The 18,176-nt window shown below is 75.2% G+C and carries 21 protein-coding genes; 12 read left to right on the top strand and 9 right to left on the bottom strand.

The window, feature by feature from the left end:
• Position 1: 1 nt before the first annotated feature.
• From RMN57_RS04730 to RMN57_RS04720, 3 genes are all read left to right on the top strand, one after another.
• Entirely contained in the window at positions 2–1,267 is a 1,266-nt protein-coding gene (locus tag RMN57_RS04730; protein WP_313762098.1) for an MFS transporter, read from the top strand.
• The gene (locus tag RMN57_RS04725) at positions 1,234–2,235 is read left to right on the top strand and encodes a hypothetical protein (RefSeq protein WP_380234184.1); all 1,002 of its coding nucleotides are present in this window, start codon (positions 1,234–1,236) and stop codon (positions 2,233–2,235) included. Before RMN57_RS04730 ends, RMN57_RS04725 begins: the two co-directional genes overlap by 34 nt.
• Positions 2,236–2,355: 120 nt before the next feature.
• The gene (locus RMN57_RS04720) at positions 2,356–2,982 is read left to right on the top strand and encodes a class I SAM-dependent methyltransferase (protein ID WP_313762096.1); all 627 of its coding nucleotides are present in this window, start codon (positions 2,356–2,358) and stop codon (positions 2,980–2,982) included.
• A gap of 190 nt (positions 2,983–3,172) precedes the next feature.
• Here RMN57_RS04720 and RMN57_RS04715 read toward each other — a convergent pair whose 3' ends face one another.
• Positions 3,173–3,649 (bottom strand): DoxX family protein, encoded by a 477-nt coding sequence (locus RMN57_RS04715; protein WP_313762095.1) that lies wholly within the window; start codon positions 3,647–3,649, stop codon positions 3,173–3,175.
• A 181-nt stretch (positions 3,650–3,830) separates the two neighbouring features.
• On the opposite strand from RMN57_RS04715, the gene RMN57_RS04710 reads away from it, so the two are divergent.
• Both RMN57_RS04710 and RMN57_RS04705 read left to right on the top strand, forming a co-directional pair.
• Positions 3,831–4,421 carry a TetR family transcriptional regulator gene (locus tag RMN57_RS04710; protein WP_313762094.1) on the top strand — a complete coding sequence of 197 codons (591 nt, stop codon included), beginning with the start codon at positions 3,831–3,833 and terminating at the stop codon, positions 4,419–4,421.
• Between the two features lie 227 nt (positions 4,422–4,648).
• Positions 4,649–5,410, top strand: coding sequence for a glucose 1-dehydrogenase (locus tag RMN57_RS04705; RefSeq protein ID WP_313762093.1), 762 nt, complete (start codon positions 4,649–4,651; stop codon positions 5,408–5,410).
• Positions 5,411–5,548: 138 nt separating this feature from the next.
• Here the strand turns inward: RMN57_RS04705 and RMN57_RS04700 are convergent, their stop codons facing one another.
• The 3 genes from RMN57_RS04700 to RMN57_RS04690 form a co-directional block, all read right to left on the bottom strand.
• On the bottom strand, positions 5,549–6,631 hold the full coding sequence (locus tag RMN57_RS04700) for a mechanosensitive ion channel domain-containing protein (protein WP_313762092.1): 1,083 nt from the start codon (positions 6,629–6,631) through the stop codon (positions 5,549–5,551).
• A gap of 134 nt (positions 6,632–6,765) precedes the next feature.
• Positions 6,766–7,161 carry an SsgA family sporulation/cell division regulator gene (locus RMN57_RS04695; RefSeq protein WP_313762091.1) on the bottom strand — a complete coding sequence of 132 codons (396 nt, stop codon included), beginning with the start codon at positions 7,159–7,161 and terminating at the stop codon, positions 6,766–6,768.
• Between the two features lie 101 nt (positions 7,162–7,262).
• Positions 7,263–7,700, bottom strand: a complete 438-nt coding sequence (locus RMN57_RS04690; RefSeq protein ID WP_313762090.1) for an SRPBCC family protein — start codon at positions 7,698–7,700, stop codon at positions 7,263–7,265.
• A gap of 279 nt (positions 7,701–7,979) precedes the next feature.
• Between RMN57_RS04690 and RMN57_RS04685 the strand changes: the two genes are divergently transcribed.
• The 3 genes from RMN57_RS04685 to RMN57_RS04675 all read left to right on the top strand — a co-directional run bounded on the left by RMN57_RS04685 (position 7,980) and on the right by RMN57_RS04675 (position 10,111).
• Positions 7,980–8,876: a SigB/SigF/SigG family RNA polymerase sigma factor gene (locus RMN57_RS04685; RefSeq protein WP_313762089.1), complete on the top strand. Its 897-nt coding sequence runs from the start codon at positions 7,980–7,982 to the stop codon at positions 8,874–8,876.
• A gap of 207 nt (positions 8,877–9,083) precedes the next feature.
• Complete coding sequence (locus RMN57_RS04680) at positions 9,084–9,530, top strand: STAS domain-containing protein (protein ID WP_313762088.1); 447 nt, start codon at positions 9,084–9,086, stop codon at positions 9,528–9,530.
• A 113-nt stretch (positions 9,531–9,643) separates the two neighbouring features.
• A complete protein-coding gene (locus tag RMN57_RS04675; RefSeq protein ID WP_313762087.1) occupies positions 9,644–10,111 on the top strand; it encodes an ATP-binding protein in 468 nt (155 codons plus the stop codon).
• A gap of 86 nt (positions 10,112–10,197) precedes the next feature.
• Here the strand turns inward: RMN57_RS04675 and RMN57_RS04670 are convergent, their stop codons facing one another.
• Positions 10,198–10,764, bottom strand: a complete 567-nt coding sequence (locus RMN57_RS04670) for an NIPSNAP family protein (RefSeq protein WP_313762086.1) — start codon at positions 10,762–10,764, stop codon at positions 10,198–10,200.
• A 169-nt stretch (positions 10,765–10,933) separates the two neighbouring features.
• On the opposite strand from RMN57_RS04670, the gene RMN57_RS04665 reads away from it, so the two are divergent.
• The gene (locus RMN57_RS04665) at positions 10,934–11,863 is read left to right on the top strand and encodes a YafY family protein (RefSeq protein WP_313762085.1); all 930 of its coding nucleotides are present in this window, start codon (positions 10,934–10,936) and stop codon (positions 11,861–11,863) included.
• Positions 11,864–11,911: 48 nt separating this feature from the next.
• Here the strand turns inward: RMN57_RS04665 and RMN57_RS04660 are convergent, their stop codons facing one another.
• A complete protein-coding gene (locus tag RMN57_RS04660; protein ID WP_313762084.1) occupies positions 11,912–12,181 on the bottom strand; it encodes a helix-turn-helix transcriptional regulator in 270 nt (89 codons plus the stop codon).
• Positions 12,182–12,350: 169 nt separating this feature from the next.
• On the opposite strand from RMN57_RS04660, the gene map reads away from it, so the two are divergent.
• From map to RMN57_RS04645, 3 genes are all read left to right on the top strand, one after another.
• Positions 12,351–13,118, top strand: a complete 768-nt coding sequence (gene map / locus RMN57_RS04655; protein WP_313762083.1) for a type I methionyl aminopeptidase — start codon at positions 12,351–12,353, stop codon at positions 13,116–13,118.
• Positions 13,119–13,213: 95 nt separating this feature from the next.
• On the top strand, positions 13,214–13,636 hold the full coding sequence (locus RMN57_RS04650; RefSeq protein ID WP_313762082.1) for an acyl-CoA thioesterase: 423 nt from the start codon (positions 13,214–13,216) through the stop codon (positions 13,634–13,636).
• A gap of 217 nt (positions 13,637–13,853) precedes the next feature.
• Positions 13,854–15,203: a DUF2254 domain-containing protein gene (locus RMN57_RS04645; protein WP_313762081.1), complete on the top strand. Its 1,350-nt coding sequence runs from the start codon at positions 13,854–13,856 to the stop codon at positions 15,201–15,203.
• A gap of 50 nt (positions 15,204–15,253) precedes the next feature.
• Here the strand turns inward: RMN57_RS04645 and RMN57_RS04640 are convergent, their stop codons facing one another.
• The 3 genes from RMN57_RS04640 to RMN57_RS04630 all read right to left on the bottom strand — a co-directional run bounded on the left by RMN57_RS04640 (position 15,254) and on the right by RMN57_RS04630 (position 18,109).
• Positions 15,254–15,919: an HAD family acid phosphatase gene (locus tag RMN57_RS04640; protein ID WP_313762080.1), complete on the bottom strand. Its 666-nt coding sequence runs from the start codon at positions 15,917–15,919 to the stop codon at positions 15,254–15,256.
• Positions 15,920–16,106: 187 nt separating this feature from the next.
• Positions 16,107–17,105 (bottom strand): hypothetical protein, encoded by a 999-nt coding sequence (locus tag RMN57_RS04635; RefSeq protein ID WP_313762079.1) that lies wholly within the window; start codon positions 17,103–17,105, stop codon positions 16,107–16,109.
• Positions 17,102–18,109, bottom strand: a complete 1,008-nt coding sequence (locus RMN57_RS04630; protein WP_313762078.1) for an SPFH domain-containing protein — start codon at positions 18,107–18,109, stop codon at positions 17,102–17,104. Before RMN57_RS04630 ends, RMN57_RS04635 begins: the two co-directional genes overlap by 4 nt.
• Positions 18,110–18,176: the final 67 nt, after the last annotated feature.

The following is an 18,176-nucleotide window of genomic DNA, read 5'->3' as shown; positions in this document are numbered from 1 at the left end:
TATGTACCTGGCCACCACCGGCCGCCGTACCGACGCGCCGTCCCGCCCCGCCGGGACGGGACGGCGCGTCCCCGGCACGGTCGTCGCGCTCGGCGCGGTCAGCCTGGTCACCGACGTCTCCTCGGAGATGGTCACCGCCGTGCTGCCGCTCTACCTGGTGCTGGGGCTCGGCCTCTCGCCCCTGCAATTCGGCTTCCTCGACGGGCTGTTCAACGGCGCCACGGCACTGGTCCGGCTGCTCGGCGGCAGGCTCGCCGACCGCGGCGGCGGCCGGCACCGGACGGTCGCCGGGGCCGGCTACCTGCTCTCGGCGCTCTCGCGGCTCGGGCTGCTGCTGGCCGGCGGGGCGGCCGGCGGGATCGCCGCCGCGCTGGCCGCCGACCGGCTCGGCAAGGGCGTGCGGACCGCGCCGCGGGACGCGCTGATCACGCTCAGCGCACCGCCGGACGCACTCGGCCGGGCGTTCGGCGTGCACCGGGCGATGGACACCACGGGGGCGCTGCTCGGACCGCTGGTCGCGTTCGCGGTGCTGTGGGCGACGGCGGACGCGTACGACGCGGTCTTCGTGGTCAGCTTCGCCACCGGGCTGTTCGGCGTGCTCGTGCTGGTGCTGTACGTCCCGGCCGGTCCGGCGCCGGCCGCCCGGGCGGAGCCGACGGCAGGGCCGGTGCCCGCGCCCCGAGCGGCCGGGCGCCCGCGGAACCGGGCGCTCGCCGACCCGGTGTTCCGCCGGGTCGTCACGGCCGCCGCACTGCTGGGCGCCGCGACGATCGGCGACTCCTTCCTCTACCTGCTGCTCCAGCGCGGCCTGGACCTGCCGGCCCTGCTCTTCCCGCTGCTGCCGCTCGGGGCTGCGGCCGGCTACCTGCTGCTGGCCGTACCGGCGGGGCGGCTCGCCGACCGGACCGGCAGGCGCGTTCCGTTCCTGTGCGGGCACGGTGCGCTGCTCGCGGCCTACCTCACCCTGCTGGCCCCGCCGGGGTGGCCGGTCGCCGTGCTCGTCCTGCTGCTCCTGGGCGTCTTCTACGCCGCCACGGACGGCGTGCTGATGGCCCTCGCCGGCCCGGTGCTGCCGCTCGCCGGCCGGGCGAGCGGGCTCGCGGTGCTGCAGACCGGCCAGGCGCTGGCCCGGTTGGCCGGTGCGGCCGGCTTCGGCGCGGCCTGGACGTGGTGGGGGCCGCGCCCGGCCCTGGCGGTGGCCGCTCTCGCGCTGGGCGCCGCACTCGTCGCCGCATGGCGGATCCTGCCGGGGAGGGAGGTCTCGTGAAGGCGCGTCCGGTGGTGCTGATCGCCGCCGCCCTGGTGCTGCTGGGCGGTTCGCTGGGTTACGTGCTGCACGCCCGGCAGCGCGGCGACGGGCCGCGGCTCGTCGCCGCGGAGAGCTCGTTCACCCTGGACGCGCCCGGGCTCTACTACCGGGACGGCGCCACCGGGCGGGTCGCCCGCAGCCCGGGGGCGGCGGACGGGCCGTCCTGCGTCCGCTTCTACGCCGCGGGGGACCGGGCCCTGTGCCTGCGGGCGCTGCCCGGCACCCCGGCCCGTACCCAGGCGGTGGTGTACGACCGGCGGTTCACCGAGCTCCAGACGGTGACGGTGCCCGGCATCCCGAACCGGGCCCGGGTGTCGGCCTCCGGGCACCTGCTCTCCTGGACCACCTTCGCGGTGGGGGACTCCTACGCGGCGGGCACCTTCTCCACCCGGACGTCGATCCTGGACCTGCGCACCGGCTACCTGGTCAAGTCGATCGAGTCCGTCCCGCTGACCGTCGACGGCACCCGCTACCACGCCGCCGACGTCAACTACTGGGGCGTCACCTTCGCCGCCGACGACAACCGCTTCTACGCCACCGTCTCGACCGGCGGCCGGACCCACCTGGTCGAGGGCGACCTCAAGGCGTGGTCGGCCCGCACCCTGCGGGAGAACGTGGAGTGCCCCTCGCTCTCGCCGGACGGCACCCGGATCGCCTTCAAGAAGAAGGTCTCGGCCGACCCGGAGGCGCCCTGGCGGCTCCACGTCCTCGAACTGGACGGCCTGCGCGAGCACCCGCTGGCCGAGTCGCGCAGCGTGGACGACCAGGCGGCCTGGCTCGACGGGGCGACGCTCGGCTACGCGCTGCCGGCGCGGGAGGGTAGGGGCACCGACGTCTGGAGCGTCCCGGCGGACGGCGGCGGGACGCCGCACCTGCTGGTGCCGGGCGGCTCGTCGCCGGTGGCCGTGGCGGCGGCGCCGGACTGACCCGGCCGGCCGGGCGGCCACCGGGTGTGCCCGGGGGGTCACGGACCGGGCTGCCGGACCTCGGGAGGTGTCCGGCGGCCCGGCCCGGTGCCAGACTGGTCGTGAGGGCTGGAGGTCGTCATGGGGTTCTACGCCGATCAGGTCGTGCCGCGGATCGTCAACGTCGTCTGCGGGACGAAGGAGGCCGCGCACCTTCGGCGAAGGGTCTGCGAGGGCCTGGAGGGCGATGTCCTGGAGATCGGGTTCGGCTCGGGGCTGAACGTTCCGTTCTACCCGCGGGCCGTGACCCGGGTCGCCGCGGTGGACCCCTCCGACGTGGGCTGGAAGCTGGCGGCCGAGCGCGTGGCGGCGACCCCCGTCCGGGTGGAGCGCGGGGGCCTGGACGGTCAGGTGCTGCCCTTCCCGGACCACAGCTTCGTCGCGGCGCTGTCGACCTGGACGCTGTGCACCGTCCCGGACGTCGAGGCCGCCCTCCACGAGGTGCGGCGCGTCCTCAAGCCCGGTGGGACGCTGCACTTCGTCGAGCACGGCCTGGCGCCGGAGGAGGACGAGGGCGTGCGTCGCTGGCAGCGGCGCCTCGACCCGCTGGAGCAGCGGCTGTTCGCCGGGTGCCACCTGACCCGTCCGGTCACCGAGTTGCTGACGGGGGCGGGCTTCGTCATCACCGATCTCGACGTGTTCTACGAGAAGGGCGCTCCGAAGCCGATGGGGGCCGACTCCCTCGGCGTGGCCGTTTCGCCCGCCTGAAGCGGGACCCCGGCGGGCGCGCCCGTGGCTTGCCGCGGGCCCGCGGTGCGGCGCCGGGGTGTGGTGCTGGTTCGACGAGGCGGTGCGGCGACGAGGTGTGGTGAGGCGGCGCTGCGGTGCGGCGACGGGGTGCGGTGCGGCCGCCGGTCCCGTGGTGGGGGCCGGCGGCCGTAGCGTGGCTGCCGAGGGCTCAGCCCGCCGCGGTCGCCCGCGAGCTCTGCCCGGCGTGGTCGGCGTGGGCGGACCGCGCCGCACTCCGACCGGGGAGCAGCCGGTCCAGCGCGTAAGGGCCGCCGCCGATCGCCGCGATGGCGAGGAACGCCCAGCAGAACATCACCGACGGCTCGCCGTTGTTCTGCAGCGGTAGCAGGGCGTGCTCCTGATGGACCGTGAAGTACGCGTAGGCCATTGAGCCGGAGCAGATCAGCGCCGCGATGCGGGTGCCGAGGCCGACCACGACCAGGCCGCCGCCGACGAGCTGGATCAGCGCCGCCCACCAGCCGGGCCACTGCCCGACGGGTATGGTGCCGCCGCCCTTGGCGCCGCCGAACACGCCGAACATCGACGCTGCGCCGTGGCAGGCGAAGAGCAGCCCGACGACGACCCGGAACGCGGTGAGGACGATCGGGCGGGCGACGTCGAGCGCCTGTTGCTGGGTTCTTGCCATGGGGGGACTTGCCTCCTGTAGGGAGGGAACAGGGGGACGGGCGGCGGTAAGGGTACCCTTAGAGATCTTGAGTTGACAATACGTCAGTTCATCGGAGCGCACTCGAAGGATGTGGTTCGGGGGCGGTCCGACTCGCCCTCGATTCTTGACCGAACGGTCTCGATATGACTATGGTTCAGCTATGGCGCGAACCAAGGAATTCGACCCGGACGCGGCGCTGCAGTCGGCGCTTGAGCTGTTCTGGCAGCGCGGCTACGAGGCCACCTCGATGGCCGACCTGGTCGACGGGCTGGGGATCGCCCGGGCCAGCATCTACGCCACGTTCGGCAGCAAGCGGGAGCTCTACCTGCGCGCGCTGGAGCGGTACGGCGAGCAGTGCGATCCGGGGCTGCTCGCCGAGCTGTCCCAGCCCGGCCCGGTGCTGCCGGCCGTCCGTGCGCTGGTCCGGCGGTATGCCCGGGAATCCTGCGAGGATGCCGAAAGCGGCCTCCGGCGCGGGTGTTTCGTCACCAATACGGCGGTCGAACTCGCCCCGCACGACCAGGACGCGGCCCGCCGGGTCGCGGCCAGTCTCGGCCATCTGGAGACGGTGCTCACCGCCGCCCTGGTCCGCGCCGAGGCGCAGCGCGAGCTGCCGGAGGGGCGTGACCCGCGGGCGCTGGCGCGGATGCTGCTGGTGCTGTTGCAGGGCATGCGCGTGATCGGCAAGGCCGGCGACGGGTCGGCCCGCCTGCGCGACGCCGCCGAGCAGGCACTCGCCCTGCTGGACTGAGCTCGCGGGCCCGCCCGTTCGGGCGTCGGCGGTCGCCTCGGCGTCGGCGCGCCTTGCTGCCCAGATTCTGAACCGAACGGTCTCTATAGGGAGCGGTCGGGACGAGGGGTCCCCAATTCGATGCGTCCACGACCGGGTTTCGCCTGACCGCAGCCGCGGTCGCTCCACCCCCGGATACAGATCCAGCCCCCGACGACTCACTCGGACCGTACAGAGGAGTGCTCCACATGACCACGCGTTTCGCCGACCGTTCCGTCCTCGTCACCGGCGCCGGCAGCGGCATCGGCCGCGCCACCGCCCTGGCCTTCGCCCGCGAGGGCGCCCGGGTCGCCGTGGCCGGGCGCACCGCGTCCTCGCTCGCCGAGACCGTCCGGCTGATCGAGGAGGAGGGCGGCAAGGCCCTGGCCGTCGTCGGGGACGTCGCCGACGGCCAGGACGCCGCCCGGCTGGTCCGCACGACCGTCGAGCAGTTCGGCGGCCTCGACGTCGCCGTCAACAACGCCGGCATCCTCGGCACGCCCGGCCCGATCGCCGACACCGACGAGCAGGACTGGCAGCGCCTGATCGACACCAACCTCACCGGCACCTGGCTCGCCATGAAGCACCAGATCACCCACATGCGGGCGAACGGCGGCGGCGCCATCGTCAACATCTCCTCCAACCTCGGCACCCACCTGCGCCTGGCCGACCTCGGCGCCTACGCCGTCACCAAGGCGGCGGTCGCCACCCTGACCCGCGCCGCCGCCCGCGACCACATCGCCGACGGGGTCCGGATCAACTCGGTCAGCCCCGGTCCGGTCGACACCACCATGTCCAGCCGCCCCGGCGAGAACGCCACCGAGAAGGCCGACCGCATGAGGGCCCAGGTCCCGGCCGGCCGCGCCGGCACGGTCGAGGAGATCGCCGCCGCGGTGCTCCACCTCGCCTCCCCGGAGTCCGCCTTCACCGTCGGCGCCGACCTCGTCCTCGACGGCGGCATCACGGCCTGACGGCCGGTCGGCGGGCTGGGCGGTGCGGCGGCGGGACCGCACGGCCGGCGCGGGGGTCCGGCTGTACGGTCCGCGGGCGCGGGTGCAACGGCGGGGCCGAGGTCCCGCCGTTGCACCCGCGGTGCGGCGCCGGCCCGTTCACGGACGCCCCCGCCCCCGCTCCGGCGGCCCGCCGGGGGCGTCCGGGTGCCGCACGGGTGCCTCCCCCACGGGGAGGCGGGGCAGGGCGTACGGGTGGTGGTCGCGCAGGTGGCCGACGAGGTGCTCGCGCAGCCGGCAGCGGAGTTCGAACGCGTCGTCGGCGTTCGCCGCCGTGGCCAGCGCCCGGACGACGATGGTGGTGGGGGTGGTGTCGACCACCTGGAGGGCACTGCCCTCGCCGTCCCACAGCTCGCTCTTGGCCAGGAAGTCGTCGAACTCCTCCCGCAGCAGCCCGACCGGGGCGTGGTGGTCGAGGTGGAGCAGCGCCGTGCCGGTGATCCGGCTGGAGCGGCGGGACCAGTTCTCGAACGGGCGGCCGACGAAGTACGACATCGGCATCACCAGCCGCCGCTGGTCCCAGGTCGCGATCACCACGGCCGTCAGGGTGATCTCCTCCACCGTCCCCCACTCGCCGGCCACCACGACGACGTCACCGATCCGGGCCAGATCGCCGAAGGCCATCTGCACCCCGGCGAAGACGTTGGCGAGCGTGCTCTGGGCGGCCACGCCCGCCGCCACGCCGACCAGTCCGGCGGAGGCCAGCAGGCTCGTGCCGACGCCGCGGACCGTCGGGAAGGTCATCAGGACGGCGCCCAGGGTCGCGACGGCGACGATCGCCTGGCCGATCCGGCCGAGCAGACTGGCCTGCGTCCGGGCCCGGCCGGCCCACGCCGGGTCGCGGCGGTGCACGGCGAGCCGGACGGCGCCGTCCACGAGCAGTGCCACCAGGCGGGCGCCCAGCCAGCCACCGGAGGCGATGGCCAGGACCACGGCCAGGTGCCGCAGCCCGTCGCGGGCGGCGGGCGGCGCGTCGACCCACGGCTGCGCGGCGGCGAGCAGTAGGCACGCCGTCAGCGCCAGGACCGGGCGACGGCACCTGTGCACCAGGGCCGGGACGCCGGTGCCGCTCCCCGGGGCCGCCAGTCGCCGCGCCACCACCTGCGCCGTCCGGTCGAGGCCGTAGGTGAAGAGGGCGGCTGCGGCGCCCACGATGGCGAGGCGGAGCAGACTCCACCACATGTCCGGCTCTCCTCTCTGCTTCGTGCAGGGGGTGGGGGGGTTGGGGGCGGGGCAGGTCGGCCCCTCGGGCTCGGGGCGGCGGCTCTGGGGGCGGCCCCGCGGCGGCGGGTGACCGGCCGGCGGGCCCGGCCGGGTCAGGCGGCCAGCAGGTCCTTCAGGCCCTGGTCCCAGTCGATCCGGGTGTGTTCGAGTCCGGGCGGGACGAGGCGGGTAGTGCCGGCCAGGAACCGGGTGACCACCTCGGCGGAGGCGGCGAGCAGGGCGATGCCGTCGCTGCCGCCGAGGGCGATCAGCACCCGGGTCTCGTCGAACAGCGCGATGTGGACGTCTCCTTCGCCCGCCGGGGCGTGCAGGCCGGCGATGAGCAGGTCGCGCGAGAGCGTCCAGACCGCGTCCGCCTGGTAGGAGTCGAAGTCCAGGGTGATCGCGTGGGGATCGTCGGTCCGGTAGGACCAGTCGACGTGCAGGTCCTGGCCGTGTTCGTCGCCGGTCACGAGGCGCATGGCGATCCGGGTGGTGAGATGTTCCATGGTGGGGGTTCCTCTTTCCCGGTTGATCGGTCGGGTTCTTCGGGTCGGGCGGGCCGGCCGGGCCGCGGGCGGCCCCGGCCGGACGGGGAAGCGAAGCCCGTTCAGGCGGCCGCCGGTCCGTCGTCCTGCTCGACGTGGCGCTTGAAGTCGCTCAGGTCGTCGATGACGCGGCGGTCCACGAAGCCGAGCGCCTCGGCGAGGTGTTCCCAGAACCCCTGCGGCTCGGTCTCCAGCTGGAGCATCACCCGGGTCGTGCGGTCGTCCACGGGGTGGAAGGTGACCACGCCGCTGTGGCGCACCGGGCCGCCTCCACCGTCCCAGGCCACCCGTTCGCCCTCCACGACCTCCGTCGTCACGGCCTCGAAGTACCGCCGGCCGCCCGCGGTTTCGATCACCCAGCTGCTGCTTCCCCCGGGGCCGGACACGTCGACGCTCACCACGCCGCGCATGAAGCGCGGGAAGTCCTCGCACCGGACCCACTGCTGGTAGACCTCGCCGAGCGGCGCCGCCACCTCGACCGACTCCTCGATCCGTCCCATCGTCTCCTCCTCGACCTCGGGTAGCTGCTTCCGATGTCCCCCGATGCCCCCGCTGTCCCCCGATTCCGCCGCCCGTGCGGCGGTCCGGCTGTTCGCGTGCCCCGATCCCCGCCCGGCATGCGCGGCGGATTCCGCCCACGCCGTCCGCGCCCCCCGCAGCGTTCGTACGGGCCGCCCGCCCGTGCGGCCGTTCACACAACCCTCACAGCGGGAGCGGACATGGACCCGCCCTCGGCGGGTACCCGGGGACGGACCGTATGCCGAGGGGAAAGGACCGACATGGCCACGACCAGTGACGAACTCCTCCACCGCGCGACAGCCCCGGACGAGGCCTCGGCGGTCGACGCGCCGGGCACCCGCCGCGCCCTCGCCCCGGAGCTCGAAGGCATCGAGGACTCGCGGCAGGTCGCGCCCGGCGACGCGCGCGAACTGACCCGCGTCCTGCTGGCCCGGCTCGCGACGCTGGAGGAGGGCACCCGCGAGTACTCCTACGTGCGTGCCACGCTCATCGAGCTCAACCTGTCCCTGGTGCGGTTCGTGATCCGTCGGGTGGGCAACCGTCAGGAGCCCGAGGAGGACCTCATACAGGTCGGCTCGCTGGGTCTGATCAAGGCGATCGACCGCTTCGACCCCGACCACGGGGTGGAGTTCACCACCTTCGCCGTGCCGACCATCCTCGGCGAGATCCGCCGCCACTTCCGGGACACCACCTGGGCCGTCCACGTGCCGCGGCGCCTGCAGGAGCTGCGCATCACCCTCGCCAAGGCCCGCGACGTGCTGTTCCAGCGGCTGGGCCGCGCGCCGACCGTGCCCGAACTCGCCGAGCACCTCGCGCTGTCGGAGGAGGAGGTGATCGAGGGGCTCGCGGCCGCCAACGGCCACACCGCCGGCTCCCTGGACGCCCCGGCCGCCGACGGCCAGGACGACGACCCGAGCCCGCTCACCCAGCGACTGGGCCGGGAGGACCCGAGGTTCGCGGCGATCGAGAACCTGATCGCCCTCAGGCCCCTCATCGCGGAGCTGCCCGAACGCGACCGGCTCATCCTGTCCATGCGCTTCGGAGAGGAGCTGACCCAGTCCCAGATCGGCGACCGCCTCGGGCTGTCCCAGATGCACGTCTCCCGTCTCCTCAGCCGCATGCTGAAGCAGCTGCGCGCAGGGCTCGGCGCCACCTGAACCGGCACTACGGCGCCGGAGTTCACGCGACGCGGCCGCTGGGACCGACCCCGGCGCCCCGAACCGACCCGGCCCCGGGATCCGGCACGTCCGGGCGCCGGGCCGGGAACACCTGCGACGCCACGCACGTCCACCCGAGGTCTGGCCGCACCCCGGGCGGCGTGCGTAGGCTCGTGGAGCAGACCCGTGGAGGGGAACACGACGACGATGCCAGCCGAGCAGACGATGCCCGCAGAGAACGAGCCCGCCACCGTGCCGTCGGCCACCGGCCCCGACGAGCCCTCCGGGCTGCCGGGCGCCCGGCCCGTGCCCGACCTGGTGGTCCACACCCGGCACACCGACACCCGGGCGGCCGTCTGCACGCTGGCGGGCGACCTCGACATCGAGACCCTGGAGCCCGCCAGGAGCACGCTCGACGACCTGGTGGAGCAGCATCCGCCGCTGCTCGTCGTCGACCTCGGACGCGTCGCCTTCTGCGACTCCTCCGGCCTGAACCTGTTGCTGCAGACCCGGATGGCGGCCGGCGCGGCGGACGTGGGGTTCCGCCTCGCGGCGCCCTCCGCCATGGTGCAGCGCCTGCTGGAACTGACCTGCGCCGACACCGTGTTCTCGATCCACCCGTCCCTGGACGCCGCGCTCGCCGCACCGCTCTGACCGCCGCCCCCGGGCGGGGCGGGCACGAGAGGGCGCGCATGATCCGGCGATGGCCGGGAAGCCGAGCAGGCGAAGCGGAACCAGAGCTGCCGAAACCGAAGGGGACCCCGCACATGACGACCAGCCGGGCAACCCTGGACGACGACCGGCCGGGCACCGGACCCACGCTGCCGCCCGGCGGACAGCGCCGACGGCTGCACCTGGCCGGGCTGCCGAAGCCCGTCGCCCGGGCCCGGGCGTACACCGTGCAGGCCGTCGCCGACTGGTCGTGGCCGGTGAGCGCCGCGGGCGCCGACGACATCGTGCTCCTCGTCGCCGAACTGGTCGCCAACGCCATGCTGCACGCCGGCGGCCCCGTGGACCTCGTCCTCGACGCCTCGCAGGCGCGCCTGCGGATCGAGGTCAGCGACCGGTCGACCGCCCTGCCCGAGCCGCGCCGGCCGCACCGCCCGGGCCTGCCCGGCGGGCACGGGCTCTTCATCGTCCAGCGGGCGGCGACCCGCTGGGGCGCGCTGGCCGACGGCGATGGCAAGACGGTCTGGGCCGAGATCGACGCGCTGCCCCCGCACCCCGGCAGCTGAAGGGGCCGCGGCCGCCGGCCCGCGGCCCCGGAGGCCGTCCCGAGACCCCGCCGCCGTCCCGGGTTCCCGGCCTCGCCCGACGGCCGTTACGGGGCCGACGCCCCCGAAGCCGTCACGGGCTCCAGCCGCAGGCGCCGGCTCGGCCACGGCGGCGGCGCGGCCGGACCGAACCAGACCCGGAGGTCCTCGCCCGTGCGGACGGGCAGCAGCGGGTAGTCGTTCTCCGCGTGCTCGGTCCGGTGCAGCGCATGGCCCGGGCCCAGGTGCCGGCCGGCGTACGCGTCGAAGACGGCCGCGCCGGACGGCCGGCAGACCGTCGCCACCACCTCGCGGGCGCCCGGCTCCGGTGCGAAGCCCGGGCCGCGCAGCAGCAGGACGTCGTCGCTGTCGACCATGGTCGCGTTGGCCGCGTCGCGGTGCCGCCGCCAGAGCGGGCCGGTGTAGAACGCCTCCAGCGCACGCCGGCGGTGCACCATGTCGGGGAACGCGCGCAGCCAGACGAAGCGGTCCGGGTCGTCGAGGTCGCGGAACCGGCCGCCGACGGTGATGCCGACGGCCTGCTGACCGGTGACGAACTCGCGCTCGAACAGCTCGATCAGCGTCTCCCGGGCGCCGGGATGCAGGGTGTACTGCCGCAGTTCGACGATGCTCATGCGCCGGCCTCCCGGGCGCGGGTCGGGTCCGTGGCCCGGTGGGGGACCGGCGATGCGGTGCGGGGGCGGCCGGCCTGCTCGCAGGGGCCGGGCAGGAAGTCGAAGTCGTCCATGCGCCGCAGGCTAGGGGCACTCCACTGACATCCCCTGTCAGTGGATACTGGGCGGCATGCGCGCGAGCCGGCTGGTCACCCTGCTTCTGCTGCTCCAGAACCGGGGCCGGATGACGGCCCGGGAGCTGGCCGGGGAGCTGGAGGTCTCCGTCCGGACGGTCTACCGGGACGTCGACGCGCTCGCGGCCGCCGGCATCCCGCTCTACGGCGCCGCCGGCCACGCCGGCGGCTACCGGCTGGTCGCCGGCTACCGGACCCGCCTCACCGGACTGACCGCGGACGAGGCACAGGCCGCGTTCCTCGCCGCCCTCCCCGGCGCCGCCGCCGAGCTCGGCCTCGGCGACGCGCTCGCCACCGCCCGGCTCAAGCTCCGGGCGGCCCTGCCGGCGGAGCTGCGCGAACACGCCGGCCGGATCCAGGAGCGCTTCCTGCTCGACGCCCCCGGCTGGTACGGCGACGCCGGCCGGACGCCGCACCTCGGCGCCGTCGCCGCCGCGGTGTGGTCGCGGCGGGCGGTGGTGCTGCAGTACCGGCGCTGGCGCGCGCCGGAGGAGATCGAGCGCCGGGTCGAGCCGTACGGGCTGGTGCTCAAGGCCGGCCGTTGGTACCTGGTCGCCGGCGGGCCGTCCGGCGTCCGCACCTACCGGGTCGACCAGATCGTCGAACTCAAGCCCCTGGAGGAGGAGTTCACCGCCCCGGACGGATTCGACCTGGCCGCGCACTGGCGCCGCCACCTGGCCGACTTCCGGGCCCGGCTGCACACCGGGGAGGCGCTGGTCCGGCTCACCCCGGAGGGAGCCCGCCGCCTCGGCGTCACACCCGAGGGCGACGGTTGGACGGAGGCCCGGGTGCCGATCGAATCGATCGACCACGCCCACGGCGAGTTCCTGCGGCTGGGCACCGAGATCGAGGTCGTCGCACCGCCGGAACTCCGCGACCGCATCGCCGGGACGGTACGGACCCTGGCCGCCCGCTACGGCGGGTGACACCCGCGGGCCCCGCGGTGCCCTCGCAGGGCGGGCGCCGGACGCGCCCTACGCCGACAGGGCCTCGTCGTCGTTCGGCTCGGCGCAGGCGGCGGCCAGCGAGTCCAGGGAGAGGTCGAGGGCGTAGGCGAGGGCGGCGATCGTGAAGAAGGAGGGCGTGGGGGCGCGGCCGGTCTCGATCTTGCGGAGGGTCTCGGAGGAGATGCCGGCCGCGGCGGCGACCTCGACCATCGAGCGCGTACCGCGCGCCTCGCGGAGCAGCGCGCCGAAGCGCTCGCCACGCTCGCGCTCCCAGGGGGTCAGCGGGGTCCTCACCATGTCGTCGATCCTAATGCCGACGCGCCCGCGCCCGCCGCCCCTCCGCCCGGGCCGGCCCGGCCCCGGGGCCACACGCCCGCCCCCCGCCCCGCTGCGCCAGCGCTCGCCCCTCCACCGTGATACAAATACCGGTATAAGAATTGGGTTCCGGGCTCGGAAGGGGAACTGCATGGTGGAGCTGAAGTCGGAGTCGGCGCTCGCGGCGATGCGTGAGACGGGGCGGGTGGTCGCGGATGCGCTGGCCGCGGTGCGGGGGGCGGCGGCGGTCGGGGTGAGCCTGCTGGAGCTGGACGAGGTGGCGCGCGAGGTGCTGCGGAAGGCCGGGGCGAGCTCGCCGTTCCTCGGCTACCGGCCGGCCTTCGCGCCGGTGCCGTTCCCGGCGGTGATCTGCGCCTCCGTCAACGACGCCGTGGTGCACGGCATCCCGGACGGCCTCCGGCTGTGCGACGGGGATCTGGTGAGCATCGACTGCGGCGCGCTGCTGGACGGCTGGGCCGGCGACGCGGCCGTCAGCTTCACGGTGGGGGTGCCGGCGGAGGCGGACGCGCGGCTGATCGAGACCGCCGAGCGGGCGTTGGAGGCGGGGATCGCCGCGGCCGTGGTCGGCAACCGGCTCGGCGACATCGGGCACGCCGTCGCCCGCGTGGCGCGCGGGGGCCGGTACGGGCTGCTGGAGGGGTTCGGTGGCCACGGCATCGGGCGGCGGATGCACGAGGACCCGCACGTTCCCAACGAGGGCCGTCCGGGCCGGGGTTACCCGCTGCGGCCGGGGCTGGTGCTGGCGATCGAGCCGATGCTGATGGCCGGCGGCCGCGACGACCACCGCACCGACCCGGACGGCTGGACCCTGCGCACCGCCGACGGCAGCCGGGCTGCGCACGTCGAGCACACGGTCGCGATCACCGAGGACGGCCCGCGGATCCTCACCCTGCCCTAGAAGAAGGAGTCCGCCCCTCCGGGCCCTGGTCTCCGGGGGAGACCGTGATCGACGCCACGCGCCGCCGGTCGGTCGTCGGGAGTAGCGTGCGGGCCATGGACAAGGACTTCGCGGTACGTGTCACCGTCCGCGGCTACGAGACCGACGCGCAGGGGCACCTCAACCAGGCGGTGTACCTCCAGTACGCCGAGCACGCCCGGTGGGAGCTGCTCCAGGCGGCCGGTGTGCGGCAGGCGGATCTGCTGGCCAAGGGGGTCGGACCGGTGGCGCTGGAGACCACCGTCAAGTACCTGCGGGAGCTGCGCGCGGGTGACGAGGTGGACGTGAGCTGCCGGTTCGTCTGGACCGAGGGCAAGATCTTCCGGGTGGCGCAGTCCATCACCCGGGCCGACGGCGTCGTCGCCGCCGAGGTGACCTGCGTGGGCGGGTTCCTGGACCTCGCGCAGCGGCGGCTGGTCGAGGACGCGCGGGAGCCGATGACCGCGCTGGCCTCGGACCTGGGGCTGCTCGGGCTCTGAGCCTCCGGCCGCCCTCGCTGACGATCGGCCCGGGCGCCGCCGCCCGGACGCCCCCGCCGGACGCCCCCGCCGGACGCCCCCGCCCGGGCGCCGCCGCCCCCGCCCCGGCGGGGTGCCGTCCGGGCGGGTGACCCGGCGGGTGGGTGCCGCCCGATCGGCCGACACGTGCGAGAGCATGCGTCTCGGCGGGCCGGCGCGGCGACGGGAGGCGGGCGAGGTGATCGGTGGGGTCCACCTGGAGGCGCAGTGGCGCCGGGAGGCACTGCGGACCAACCTGTGGGTGGTGCCGATGCTGGAGGTGCTGCTCGCCGGGCTGCTGTTCCTGGCCACCTGGTCCGTGGACCGCGCGGCCCACCGTGGGGAGCTGGTGCTGCCGGGCTGGGTGATCAGCGGCACCGCCGACGCCGCCCGGCAGATCCTCGCCGCGATCGCGGCGGCGCTGATCACCGTGGTCGGCGTGGTGTTCTCGATCATGATCGTGACGCTGACGCTGGCCTCCACCCAGTTCGGCCCGCGGATGCTGCGGACCTTCATCCGCGACCGCACCACGCAGCTGACCCTGGGCACCTTCGTGGGGACGTTCGTCTACGCCGTCCTGGCCCTGGTGGTGATCGGCCCCTCGTCGGTCGGCGAGTTCGTCCCGCACCTGTCCATCACGGTCTGCATGGTCCTGGTGCTGGCCGACCTCGGGGTGCTGATCTACTTCATCCACCACATCGCGACCTCGATCCAGCTGCCCCGGGTCATCGCGAGCATCGCGGCGGAGCTGTCGGCGGCGATCGAGGCGGGTGCGGGCGAGCCCGTGCCGGTCGGCGGCGTCGAACGGGGGCCCACGGCGGCCGAGCTGCGCGCCCGGCTCGACGCGGCCGGGGCGGCGGTCCCGGCGCCGGCCAGCGGCTACCTGCAGTTCGTCCGGCACCGGACGCTGGTCCGGATGGCCACCGAGCTCGACGCCGTGATCCGGCTGGACCACCGGCCGGGGCACTTCCTGGTGCAGGGGCACCAGCTCGCCACGGTCTGGCCCGCCGCGGCGGCGGCCGAGGTGACCAGGAGCTTCGCCCGCGCCCACATCACCGGCCCGACCAGGACGCTCGCGCAGGACATCGCCTTCGCGGTGGACCAGCTGGTGGAGATCGCGATCCGGGCGCTGTCCACCGCGGTGAACGACACCTTCACCACCCTGACCTGCATCGACTGGCTGGGCGAGGGGTTGTGTCGGATCGCCTCGCGCTGGCACCCGGATCCGGTGCACCGGGACGCCGCCGGCCACATCCGGGTGATCGCCGCCCCGGTGAGCTACGAACGGCTGGTGGAGCGCGCGTTCGAGAAGATCCGGCAGGCGGCCGAGGGCATGCCCGCCGTGCTGATCCGCCAGCTCGACGCGCTGGCGGAGATCATGGTGGAGACCACGACCGAGGCGCAGCGCGAGGTGCTGCTCCGCCAGGCGGCGATGATCGACCGGCTGGGCGCGGAGTCGGTGTCCGAGCCGGCCGACCGGGAGGACGTCCACCGCCGCTACCTGGCGGTCCTCGCCGTCCATGCGGGCCGGGCCGCCGGGCGGCCCTGACGCCGCGTCCGGCGTGGCGGCGCCGGACGCGGCGTCAGGGCCGGCGGAACCTACGAGAGCAGGCCGTCGTAGTCGGGGAGCTTGAAGGTCCGTTCGGCGTGGCCGCCCGTCAGGTCGGTGGTGTTGTTGCCGACGTTGGCGATGACGGTGTAGCCCTCCAGCTCGACCTCGGCGCGCTGGGCGGTCTTGAACTCCTGCACCGGCTGGAAGAGGTCGCCGAAGTCGCGGCCGTGCAGGCCGTCCACCGGGTAGCCGGCGCGCTGGAGCGCGCAGCGGGTCAGGGAGTCGATGAAGTCCGGGCGGGCGGTGACGAAGATGACCGCGACGCCGCGCGAGTGCGCGTAGGTGGCCAGGTCGAGGGAGGGGCCGACCGCGGGCTGGCTGAAGGGGTGGAAGTGCGTCTGGAGCGTCGTGTTGTCGATGTCGAACACGATGGCCGGGCGGACGGCGGCGTTGGCACCGGAGGTGCGCTGCTCGACGTAGCCGCGGGCCCCGGCGAGGGACGTCTTGACGTCGGCCAGCCACTGGCTCTCCGTCACGGTGGCGGCGGCGCGGGCGGCGGTGGCCGGGGCGGCGGCCTGCACGACGGCGGCCTGCGCGGCGGCCGGGGCCGGCTGGACGGGGGCGGCGGTCGCGGGGGAGGCGAGGGCGGCGACGAACACGCCGGCCAGGGCCACGGGGAGCGCTGCTCTGCCGGCCTTGCTGATTCCTGCCATCGGGAGCCCTTCTGTAGCGGTGTCGGGAGCCCGCGCGCATGTTCGACGACGCGGACATGGCGAATGTGACACACCGCGGGGGCGGACAACAGGACTGTGTTGCTTACCAGCAGGTAACAATCTGCTGTGCATCCGGCGCGTGAACACCGGGCGCGGCTCCGTGCCCCGCCCGGCGCCGGGCCGGAGCTCAGCCCATCAGCCGGAGCCGGGTGGCCGCCACGCCCACGCGCACGGTCTGACCCCAGGTCAGCTCCAGCGCGTCGCTCTCGATGCCGTCGCCGAAGGCGACCAGGTGGTCGGACTCGACGGTGAGGACCAACTGCTGCCCGGCGTCGAGCAGTCCGTGGACCCGGCTGGTGCCGGTGGCGGGTGAGGGCCAGGCCTCCCGGACGAACCAGGCGAGGGCGGGCGCGGTCGATCCGGGCAGGGGGAGCGGGCTGCCGCGCTCCAGCCAGGTGGAGCGGCACCAGCCGGTGGCCCCGGTCCCGGTGCCGACCAGCACGCCGGAGGAGGCCTGCGCCTCGTCCGCGCCGCCGCCGTCCGCCGCGCCGCCAATGCCCGCCGCGCCGCCGCCGTTCGCCGCGCCGCCGCCGTTCGCCGCGCCGCCGGGGCACGGCCCTCCGGGCCCGGCGCCCGCCACCGAGAGCCGGTACCGCGCCGTCTGGTGGCCGGGCTGGCCGACGTACACCTCGTTGAGCGCCAGCAGCCGCTGGGTGTCGTCCGCCACCGCCTCGACCATGGTCCGCTCCTCCAGGTGCCGGTCGGCGCCGCGGCGCGCGGCGGCCGGGAGCAGGGCCGGCAGCGCGTCGGCCCGGTGGCGGACGAGCACCCCGGGGTTGCGGCCCGGGTCGGCGTCCACACCGATCACCGGCTGGCCGTCCAGGTACTTGGCGACGTTCGCGACCAGGCCGTCCTGGCCGACCACGACCACCACGTCCCCCGGCTCGAAGAGGAACCGCGGCAGGTCCGCGCGCTCCACCCGGGTGCGCCGCCAGTCCAGCGGGACGGCGGCCGCGGCCCGGGCCAGGGCCTCGGCCTGGCGGCGGTGGCGCTGCTCGACCTCCGCGACGGAGCGTCCGCGCGAGGAGAGGAAGAAGGCGGCCTGCCCCGGGGTGCCGTGGTGGGCGATCAACTCCTCGTACTCGGTGCGGCGGTGGACGAGGACGGCCCGCGGGGCGAGGCTCACCGCTCGCCCCCGCCGCCGGCGAGCTTGGCGAGCAGGCCGGTGACGACGTCCGGGGAGAGGGTGACGCTGTCGATCCGGGGGAGGTGCTCGGCCAGCCGCATCAGCGCGAGCGCCCGCAGCACGGCCGGGTCGGCCTGCTGGTGGGCGGTCAGCCAGGCGCCCTCGGCGGCGGCCCTGGCATCGCCGAGGGCCCGTGCGGCGTCGGCCTCGGCGGCGGCGAGCCGGGTGCGGCGCTCCGCCTCGGCCTCGGTGCGGACCCGGTCGGCGACCGCCTCGTCCTCGGCCAGGAGCCGGGCGTTGGCACCCCGCTGGGTGATCAACTGCTTCTCCCGGCGGGCCAGTTCGATCTGGTTGGCGAGCTCGTTCTCGGCGATCCCGCGCTCGTGCTCCACGGCCACCGCCCGCCGCTCGAAGGTGGCCCGGTCGGCCTCCTGCTGGACCAGCTCGCGGGCGGGGGTGCGCAGCGCCCGTTCCACCTCGGGCTCGGGGCGCAGCGCGACCACCCGGACGGCGATCACGGCGAGCCCGGTCTCGGTGATCCGCGCTTCGGCGGCGAGCCCGGCGGCCATCCGGTCGCGGACGGTGCTGACGCCGTCGACCAGGGCGGCGGCGAGCGGGGTGCGGGCGAGCAGGCCGAGCGCGTGCTGCTGGGCGGTCTCGGTGAGCAGGGTGGCGATCTGGTCGAGCGGGGCGGCGCGCCAGGCGCCGGTGTCGGGGTCGATCCCGAAGTCGACGCGGGCCGCGGCGGTGGCGGGCTCGGTGATCCGGTAGGTCAGCGTGGCCTGGACGGTGACGTCCTGGAAGTCGGAGGTCCGGGCGTGGAAGAGCATCGCCAGTTCGCGGTCGTCCACCGGCACCTCGGAGAGGGCGGCGCTGAGCGGGCGGAACCAGAACGCCAGGCCGGTGCCGTCGTGGGCGACCTTGCCGCGGTTCAGGTGGCGGATGTGGGCGGTGGGGGCGGCGCGCAGGTGGCGCAGTCCGAAGCGCCGGGTGATGTCGGCCATGGGGGCACCTCTTTTCGTCACTCAGACGATATTGGGCCCGGGTCGCTATCGTCAAGATGACGAAAAG

This window comes from Kitasatospora sp. CM 4170 (assembly GCF_032110285.1).
Taxonomy (GTDB): domain Bacteria; phylum Actinomycetota; class Actinomycetes; order Streptomycetales; family Streptomycetaceae; genus Kitasatospora; species Kitasatospora aburaviensis.
Note: the sequence above shows the minus strand (reverse complement) of the source record. Positions and strands in the feature narration are given on the sequence as shown.

Bases quoted from the DNA above. Each gene is read 5' to 3' on its own strand.
- RMN57_RS04730 (WP_313762098.1), top strand. From the start codon at position 2: ATGTACCTGGCCACCACCGGCCGCCGTACCGACGCGCCGTCCCGCCCC.
- RMN57_RS04725 (WP_380234184.1), top strand. From the start codon at position 1,234: ATGGCGGATCCTGCCGGGGAGGGAGGTCTCGTGAAGGCGCGTCCGGTG.
- RMN57_RS04720 (WP_313762096.1), top strand. From the start codon at position 2,356: ATGGGGTTCTACGCCGATCAGGTCGTGCCGCGGATCGTCAACGTCGTC.
- RMN57_RS04715 (WP_313762095.1), bottom strand. From the start codon at position 3,649: ATGGCAAGAACCCAGCAACAGGCGCTCGACGTCGCCCGCCCGATCGTC.
- RMN57_RS04710 (WP_313762094.1), top strand. From the start codon at position 3,831: ATGGCGCGAACCAAGGAATTCGACCCGGACGCGGCGCTGCAGTCGGCG.
- RMN57_RS04705 (WP_313762093.1), top strand. From the start codon at position 4,649: ATGACCACGCGTTTCGCCGACCGTTCCGTCCTCGTCACCGGCGCCGGC.
- RMN57_RS04700 (WP_313762092.1), bottom strand. From the start codon at position 6,631: ATGTGGTGGAGTCTGCTCCGCCTCGCCATCGTGGGCGCCGCAGCCGCC.
- RMN57_RS04695 (WP_313762091.1), bottom strand. From the start codon at position 7,161: ATGGAACATCTCACCACCCGGATCGCCATGCGCCTCGTGACCGGCGAC.
- RMN57_RS04690 (WP_313762090.1), bottom strand. From the start codon at position 7,700: ATGGGACGGATCGAGGAGTCGGTCGAGGTGGCGGCGCCGCTCGGCGAG.
- RMN57_RS04685 (WP_313762089.1), top strand. From the start codon at position 7,980: ATGGCCACGACCAGTGACGAACTCCTCCACCGCGCGACAGCCCCGGAC.
- RMN57_RS04680 (WP_313762088.1), top strand. From the start codon at position 9,084: ATGCCAGCCGAGCAGACGATGCCCGCAGAGAACGAGCCCGCCACCGTG.
- RMN57_RS04675 (WP_313762087.1), top strand. From the start codon at position 9,644: ATGACGACCAGCCGGGCAACCCTGGACGACGACCGGCCGGGCACCGGA.
- RMN57_RS04670 (WP_313762086.1), bottom strand. From the start codon at position 10,764: ATGAGCATCGTCGAACTGCGGCAGTACACCCTGCATCCCGGCGCCCGG.
- RMN57_RS04665 (WP_313762085.1), top strand. From the start codon at position 10,934: ATGCGCGCGAGCCGGCTGGTCACCCTGCTTCTGCTGCTCCAGAACCGG.
- RMN57_RS04660 (WP_313762084.1), bottom strand. From the start codon at position 12,181: ATGGTGAGGACCCCGCTGACCCCCTGGGAGCGCGAGCGTGGCGAGCGC.
- map (WP_313762083.1), top strand. From the start codon at position 12,351: ATGGTGGAGCTGAAGTCGGAGTCGGCGCTCGCGGCGATGCGTGAGACG.
- RMN57_RS04650 (WP_313762082.1), top strand. From the start codon at position 13,214: ATGGACAAGGACTTCGCGGTACGTGTCACCGTCCGCGGCTACGAGACC.
- RMN57_RS04640 (WP_313762080.1), bottom strand. From the start codon at position 15,919: ATGGCAGGAATCAGCAAGGCCGGCAGAGCAGCGCTCCCCGTGGCCCTG.
- RMN57_RS04630 (WP_313762078.1), bottom strand. From the start codon at position 18,109: ATGGCCGACATCACCCGGCGCTTCGGACTGCGCCACCTGCGCGCCGCC.